The 7105-nt window shown below is 62.6% G+C and carries 8 protein-coding genes; 6 read left to right on the top strand and 2 right to left on the bottom strand.

The window, feature by feature from the left end:
* Positions 1–103 precede the first annotated feature (103 nt).
* From EN879_RS18200 to EN879_RS18185, 5 genes are all read left to right on the top strand, one after another.
* Positions 104–445: a DUF2147 domain-containing protein gene (locus EN879_RS18200; RefSeq protein WP_013532615.1), complete on the top strand. Its 342-nt coding sequence runs from the start codon at positions 104–106 to the stop codon at positions 443–445.
* A gap of 224 nt (positions 446–669) precedes the next feature.
* Positions 670–828, top strand: a complete 159-nt coding sequence (locus EN879_RS39010) for a hypothetical protein (protein WP_023812838.1) — start codon at positions 670–672, stop codon at positions 826–828.
* 39 nt (positions 829–867) lie between these two features.
* Complete coding sequence (locus EN879_RS18195; RefSeq protein WP_013532616.1) at positions 868–1062, top strand: hypothetical protein; 195 nt, start codon at positions 868–870, stop codon at positions 1060–1062.
* Between the two features lie 116 nt (positions 1063–1178).
* Complete coding sequence (locus EN879_RS18190; RefSeq protein ID WP_128278158.1) at positions 1179–2642, top strand: AMP nucleosidase; 1464 nt, start codon at positions 1179–1181, stop codon at positions 2640–2642.
* 71 nt (positions 2643–2713) lie between these two features.
* The gene (locus tag EN879_RS18185; protein WP_013532618.1) at positions 2714–3760 is read left to right on the top strand and encodes an endonuclease/exonuclease/phosphatase family protein; all 1047 of its coding nucleotides are present in this window, start codon (positions 2714–2716) and stop codon (positions 3758–3760) included.
* A 4-nt stretch (positions 3761–3764) separates the two neighbouring features.
* Here the strand turns inward: EN879_RS18185 and EN879_RS18180 are convergent, their stop codons facing one another.
* Positions 3765–4364, bottom strand: coding sequence for a DUF922 domain-containing protein (locus EN879_RS18180; protein WP_013532619.1), 600 nt, complete (start codon positions 4362–4364; stop codon positions 3765–3767).
* Between the two features lie 128 nt (positions 4365–4492).
* Positions 4493–6172: an electron transfer flavoprotein-ubiquinone oxidoreductase gene (locus EN879_RS18175; RefSeq protein WP_013532620.1), complete on the bottom strand. Its 1680-nt coding sequence runs from the start codon at positions 6170–6172 to the stop codon at positions 4493–4495.
* A 221-nt stretch (positions 6173–6393) separates the two neighbouring features.
* On the opposite strand from EN879_RS18175, the gene EN879_RS18170 reads away from it, so the two are divergent.
* Positions 6394–7038 carry a hypothetical protein gene (locus tag EN879_RS18170; RefSeq protein WP_013532621.1) on the top strand — a complete coding sequence of 215 codons (645 nt, stop codon included), beginning with the start codon at positions 6394–6396 and terminating at the stop codon, positions 7036–7038.
* The last annotated feature ends 67 nt before the right edge of the window (positions 7039–7105 follow it).

The raw sequence follows: 7105 nt of genomic DNA, 5'->3' as shown, positions 1-7105 counted from the left end.
TTGCGGCACCGCTTTTGTTTTGCCGGGAGCTGGATTAGCTTACGTTTGCGTAAGCGGCAGACCGAGGCGGAGCATCCGGCCGGACATCTAAAGGGAGGAAGACATGTTTCGAAGAGTGAGCCTGGCCCTTGCGGCCACATTGATCATGGCCGGTGCGGCCTGGGCCGATCCGATCGAGGGCAATTGGAAGACGCAGGCCGGCGACACCGCAGCCATCGCTGGCGGCGGCTCGTTTTCCATCACGCTCAAGTCCGGCAAATATGCCGGCAAGACCATCGGCTCGCTCAAGGCGACGGGCGACAACAAATATGCCGGCAACATCACCGATCCGGCAAACGACAAGACCTATTCGGGCAAGGCGACATTGTCGGGCACCTCTCTCAAGATGAGCGGCTGCGTGCTCGGCGGGCTGATCTGCAAGAGCCAGACCTGGCACAAGCTCTGATCGAGCGCATCTTTCCGACCTGATGACGGGGCCCCGACGGGCCCCGTTTTCGTTTTGTCGACACATCCTGCGCCGGTGATGCTCGATGGAGGCCGGCGGCTATCCAACCGACGCCGGCGCCGTCGAAACCCCGTCAATCATCTTGAACCGCAGATGAACGCCGCCATCAGAGCCGGTTCAGTTGCATCAGGGCATTCTCCGGCGTGTTGAAGGAGACCGACCCAATGCTTGCTCGCCGCTTCACCATCGTCTGCCTGCTGGTGAGCCTGTTTGGAATGTTCTTCGCCATCCTCGTCGCTGAAGCGGGCCGTCCGGCCCGCGCCTGGGACGAAGCCAGTTCCAGAACCTGCCGCCTCGCCTGCCCCACCCATCTTCGCAACTGAACAAAGAAACCAAGACCTCGAAAAGAAAAGCTGAACGCCATGAACCGCATCGCCGCCAACGTTCTCAAGACCCTTCGGCTTCTGCCGCGGGCGGCGCTTATCCTGACGGTTCTGGCCGCTCCGGTCCTGGCCGTGCCGATGATGCGCGCTGACGCCGGCTCGACGATCGACGCACCGGCCCTGAAGAAGTCCGGCGTCGGCTTTGTGCTTCTGGTCAGCCTGCAGCGCGGTTGAAGAAAAACGGCGCTTTGGCCGCCTTCGGTCGCGACACCCCTCCCAAGTGCCGATCCAAGTCTCTATATTGAGCCATGGAAAAGCGAATCTACCCACAAGCCATCGAATCTGTCGTCATGCCGGAGCCTTTTGGCCGGCAAAGCTTTGATAGCGCTGAAAAGGCCGTCAAGGCACTGCAGGCGCTTTACGATCGCAACACCAGGTTCCTGCGCGACTCCTTCGCAGAATTGGCGGCAGCAGGCGGTGATAATGGCAAGCGCTACCGGGCCTTCTATCCGGAGATCGGCGTCACCACCAACTCATTCACCCAGATCGACTCGCGCCAGGCCTATGGGCATATGCCGACGCCTGGGCATTTTTCCACCACCATCACCCAGCCGGGCCTGTTCGAAAGCTACCTCGTCGAGCAGTTGCGCCTGATCATGCGCAATCATGGGGTTGCGGTCACGGTGTCGGAATCGACCACACCCATCCCGCTGCATTTCGCCTTCCTTGAAGGCACCCATGTCGACGGCGCGACGGCAGAGCGCATCAAGCGGCCGATCCGCGACCTGTTCGACGTGCCCGATCTCGACGGCACCGACGACCAGATCGCCAACGGCACCTTCGAAGTCGCCTTCGGCGAGCCGAGGCCTCTGGCGCCCTTCACGGCGCAGCGCATCGACTATTCGCTGCACCGGCTGTCGCACTATACGGCAACCACGCCGCAGCATTTCCAGAACTTCGTGCTGTTCACCAACTATCAGTTCTACATCGACGAATTCGTCGCCCGCGCCCGCGACCTGATGGCCAATGGCGGCGGCGGATACACGGAGTTCGTCGAGCCGGGAAATGTCATCACCAAGGGCGGGCAGAGCGCGCCCAGCGAAGGCGTTGCACCGCCGCGCCTGCCGCAGATGCCGGCCTATCACCTGAAGAAATCGGGACATGGCGGCATCACCATGGTCAATATCGGCGTCGGGCCTTCCAACGCCAAGACCATCACCGACCATATTGCGGTGCTGAGGCCGCATGCCTGGGTGATGCTCGGTCACTGCGCCGGCCTGCGCAACACCCAGGCGCTTGGCGACTATGTGCTGGCGCATGCCTATGTGCGCGAGGACCACGTGCTGGACGACGATCTTCCGGTCTGGGTGCCGATCCCGCCGCTGGCCGAGATCCAGGTGGCGTTGCAGGAAGCCGTCGCCGAAGTCACCGGCCTTTCCGGCTACGACCTGAAGCGCATCATGCGCACCGGCACCGTTGCCACCATCGACAATCGCAACTGGGAACTGCGCGACCAGCGTGGGCCGGTACAGCGTCTGTCGCAATCTCGCGCCATCGCACTCGACATGGAATCGGCGACCATCGCCGCCAATGGCTTCCGCTTCCGTGTTCCCTACGGCACGCTGCTGTGCGTTTCGGACAAACCGCTGCATGGCGAGTTGAAGCTGCCCGGCATGGCGACCGAATTCTACAAGCGCCAGGTGGCGCAGCACCTGACCATCGGCATCAGGGCTATGGAGAAGCTCGCGGAAATGCCGATGGAGCGGTTGCATTCGCGCAAGCTCAGAAGTTTTTCGGAAACGGCGTTCCAGTAGGCCGGTTCCACGCATCGCATGGGCATTTCGTCATCTTGATTGAGCCGCATTACTGCCGATAAGCAGGCGGCATGGAGAGAGCGGGCTTCGGGACATTGCTGATTTCGGTTGCATTCCTGGCAATGCTGGCCTGTTCGATCGCGCTGGTGGCCGGGTTTTTCGGAACGCTGCATCCCGCCTTCGATTCCTTCTCGCATTTCCGCGTCCATCTTGCCGTGCTGATGGCGCTTTGCGCGTTGCCGCTGCTGGCCACGACATTTCGACTGCAAGCGGCCGTGGCACTGCTTTTTGCCGTGGCGGCCTTCGCCACCACTTCCGGCTCGCTGTCCTTCTCCCGCTTGTGGCCGGTTCAGGCCGCCTATGAAGCCAAGAACGAAGACCGCGCGATCTACAAGCTGCTGCAGATGAACCTGCGCTACGACAATCCAACCCCGAAGAAGGTGCTGTCGCTGATCGGCCGGACCAATCCCGACGTGATCACCCTGGACGAGGTGTCGGCGATGTGGGCGACCGAGCTTGGCTATATCAGCAGCGCATATCCATACCGGATCCTCTGTCCTTACCCTAACAAGATATTCGGCGTCGCGCTGCTCTCGCGGCGGCCCTTTGCCGCCGGCACCGAGGCGCGTTGCGAAAGGCGTGGTGCCATGGCGACAGCGACCGTCGACTTCGGCGGCATCGACGTCGATGTCGCCGCGATCCATCTCAGCTGGCCCTGGCCACGCGAGCAGTACTGGCAGATCGGCGAGTTGACGGAGCCGCTTTCCGCGCTCGGCGAGACGGCCATCATGGCGGGCGACTGCAATGCCGCCCCATGGAGTGCCGCCGTGCGGCGGGTCGCGGCGCTTGGCGGGCTGACCGTCATGCCTTCCGCCGGCCCGACCTGGATCCACATCAGGCTGCCGGATTTCCTGCGGCGCTTCGCCGGCCTGCCGATCGACCAGGTTTTCAGCAAGGGCGGCGTGACTATCCATTCGGCGACACGGCTGGAAGACACCGGCTCGGATCACCTCCCGGTCATGGTGGAGTTCTCGCTCAGGCTGAACCAGCAAAAGCCGCTCGACGAACATGAAACCGCGACCGCGGCCATTGTCCAGGCCGGCAAGACGCCAGGCTGAAGGATCAGGGCCTGACCAAAGCGATGACGAGATGCTGGACATGGCCGCCGTCGCGATGCTCGCGCGCATCGAAAGCGAGCTGCTTGGCCTCATATGCGGCATTGGTGGCCTTGATGCGTCGCTGTGCCTCGCGACGTGTCTTGTAGCAGGACCGGTCGTCGGCAATCCTGAGGCCGGAGATGGATCGTTCCGTGGCCCGCATCATCTCCCTGGCGATGCGGCCATGGGTTTCCTCATGGGCGCGGACGCCGGCGAAGAACCGCGTCCAGCGCTTCCGGAGCGTCGGGGTGGTGGCCGAGGCGACACGCGGAAATGTGTAGAAGAGATTGAGCGTGCCGTTGGCACGCCGCAAGCGGCAGACGCCATTGTCCTGGCTGGTGTCGAGGTCCCAATCCACAGCGTAGCCGGTCAGCGCGATGGCATGCGTCATGAAGCCGTGCTTCGGCCCCTTGCGGTCCATAGCTTGGACTAGCGCCAGCCCCGTGTTCCCGGTGATGTCGTAGGTCCGCGTCTTGACCACCACCCTGGTGCCGGCCGAGGCCGCCGAAGCCAGACCGAACAGCGCACCGATCGCCACTAGGCATGCCAGAACCGTCAGGCGCATGGCCATCTCCTTATCGTCAAGGAATGGAACCATAAGCGCGCGGCAGTTTCAACAGTTCTAATGTTCCACATGCCACGGGAGACCCCGAGCCATCGTCGGGACCTTTGCACGCTGCGGCCGGCGCGGGCCTACATGCCCTGATAGACCGGGCCTTCTCCGCCTTGCGGCGGCACCCAGTTGATGTTCTGGTTCGGGTCCTTGATGTCGCATGTCTTGCAGTGGACGCAGTTCTGCGCGTTGATGACGAAGCGCACATCCTTGGCCGTGGGATCGGCGGCGGCGTTGCCGTCCTTATCGACCCACTCGTAAACGCCGGCCGGACAATAGCGCGTCGAGGGGCCCGCAAAGACATCGTGCTCGGAACGCTTCTGCAGCTCCATGTCGCCGACAAGCAGGTGGACCGGCTCGTTTTCCTCGTGATTGGTGTTGGACAGGAACACCGAGGACAGCCTGTCGAAGGTCAGCACGCCATCGGGCTTCGGATAGGCGATCTTCTTGTGCCGGGCGGCAGGCTCGAGCGTTGCGTAGTCGGCCTTGCCATGCTTCAGCGTGCCGAAGGGCGAGACACCGAACAGCGTGTTCAGCCACATGTCGAGGCCGCCAAGGCCGACACCGACGATGGTGCCGAAGCGCGACCACAGCGGCTTGACGTTGCGCACCTTCTTCAGATCCTTGCCGATGTCGGTCGCGCGCCAGGCTTCCTCGTAGGACGCGAGTTCGTCGTTGGCGCGCCCGGCGCCGATCGCCTCGGCGACATGCTCGGCCGCCAGCATGCCGGACAGCACGGCATTGTGCGAACCCTTGATGCGCGGCACGTTGACGAAGCCCGCGGCACAGCCCATCAGCGCACCGCCGGGGAAGGACAATTTCGGCACCGACTGCCAGCCGCCCTCGGTGATGGCGCGCGCGCCATAGCCCAGCCGCTTGCCGCCTTCGAACGTAGCCGCGATCGCCGGATGGGTCTTGAAGCGCTGGAATTCCTCGAACGGCGACAGCCAGGGATTCTTGTAATTGAGGTGGAGGACGAAGCCGACCGCCACCTGGTTGTCCTCGAGATGGTAGAGGAACGAGCCGCCGCCGGTCTTCAAGTCAAGCGGCCAGCCGAAGGAATGCTGGACCAGCCCCGGCCGGTGGTTCTCCGGCTTGACCTGCCAGAGTTCCTTCAGGCCGATGCCGTATTTGCCCGGTTCGCGGCCATCGGAAAGCTTGTATCTGGCGATCAGTTGCTTGGCGAGCGAGCCGCGAGCGCCCTCCCCGATCAGCACATATTTGCCCATCAGCGCCATGCCGGGTGCGAAACCCGGGCCGTGCGTTCCGTCCTTCTCGACGCCCATGTCGCCGGTAACGACACCGGTGACGGCGCCTTGCTCATTGTAGAGCAGGCCGGCAGCGGCAAAGCCCGGATAGATCTCGACGCCGAGCGCTTCGGCCTTGGTCGCCAGCCAGCGGCAGACATTGCCCAGCGAAACGATGTAGTTGCCGTGATTGTTCATCAGCGGCGGCATGAAAATGTTGGGCAGACGGAACGAGCCGGCAGGACCAAGGACCAGGAAATGATCCGCGGTGACCGGCGTCTTGAAGGGATGGCCGTCCTCGTCGCGCCAGCCCGGCAAGAGCCGGTCGATGCCGATCGGATCGACGACGGCGCCGGAGAGAATATGGGCGCCGACCTCACCGCCCTTCTCCAGGACGACGACCGAAAGCTCGGGATTGACCTGCTTGAGGCGGATGGCGGCGGCGAGGCCCGCCGGACCGGCACCGACGATAACCACGTCGAATTCCATGCTTTCGCGTTCGATGTCGCTCATCAACCCCTCCGCACTGGCTTATCCCATTCGGGTATCTTGCTGGCTCCCGCGCTGCATAGCGCATCAATTGACGACAGGAAACCGGCGCATACGTGACAATGCCGTTTTGGCCAAAAAGTCGCGCATTGCGAGGCTGGAAGACTGCTTTTCGCCTGGCATTGCCTGCGGGGCGCGCGTTTTTTAATTGTTCGACGGCTTGCTTATCGGCCATACTTCACGCCATGCGCTTTCCTGGGCCAGCCGGCTTTTCATCGACGCGCTTTCTTTTCCCGCCCGGCCGGATCCGCCGGGCGCTCCTTTTGGCCCTTCTGATGCTGGCGCCGCATCACGCTGCCGCCGACGAAGTGAAGGTCTGGGCGGCGGGCGCCTACTCCTTCTCCGACGAGCTTGGCGGCTTCCACATCACCGGCGCCTCGGGCATCGGCACGAAGGACGATCCGTTCGTCATCACCGAAGAGCTGACTTCGTCAACGCCGGTGACGCTGACGATCCGCACGACAAAGCCGATCCAGGCCTTCGGCAAGGCCGGCGAATTCGCCAACGGCATGATGTATATGCGCATCGAGGTGCTCAACAATAGCGGCCAGGCCTGGGTCGAATTCCAGTTCGAATTGCAGGAGATCCTGAACCAGCCGAGCGTGTTCGGCGACGGGCTTTCCTTCGACCAGCGCAACAAGACGCCGGACAACATCCGGTCGAGCAATTTCGCCGATTTCGATCGCGATTTCGAACCCTATGACCGGCTGCTGTTCAGGAATGGCAAGGTCGACCCGCTGAAAACCGCCAGCTTCGAATTCCTGATGACCGACTACACGCCCAGATGGACCTTCTACCTGGTGCAGGATCCGCGCATACCAACGGGCTGACACGATAGGAATTTTTTCTTGACTCGGTGAGCTCAGCTATGGTACATTTTTGCCTATGGTGCTGAGT

Source organism: Mesorhizobium sp. M7A.F.Ca.AU.002.02.1.1, assembly GCF_003998535.1.
Taxonomy (GTDB): Bacteria; Pseudomonadota; Alphaproteobacteria; order Rhizobiales; family Rhizobiaceae; genus Mesorhizobium; species Mesorhizobium ciceri.
Note: the sequence above shows the minus strand (reverse complement) of the source record. Positions and strands in the feature narration are given on the sequence as shown.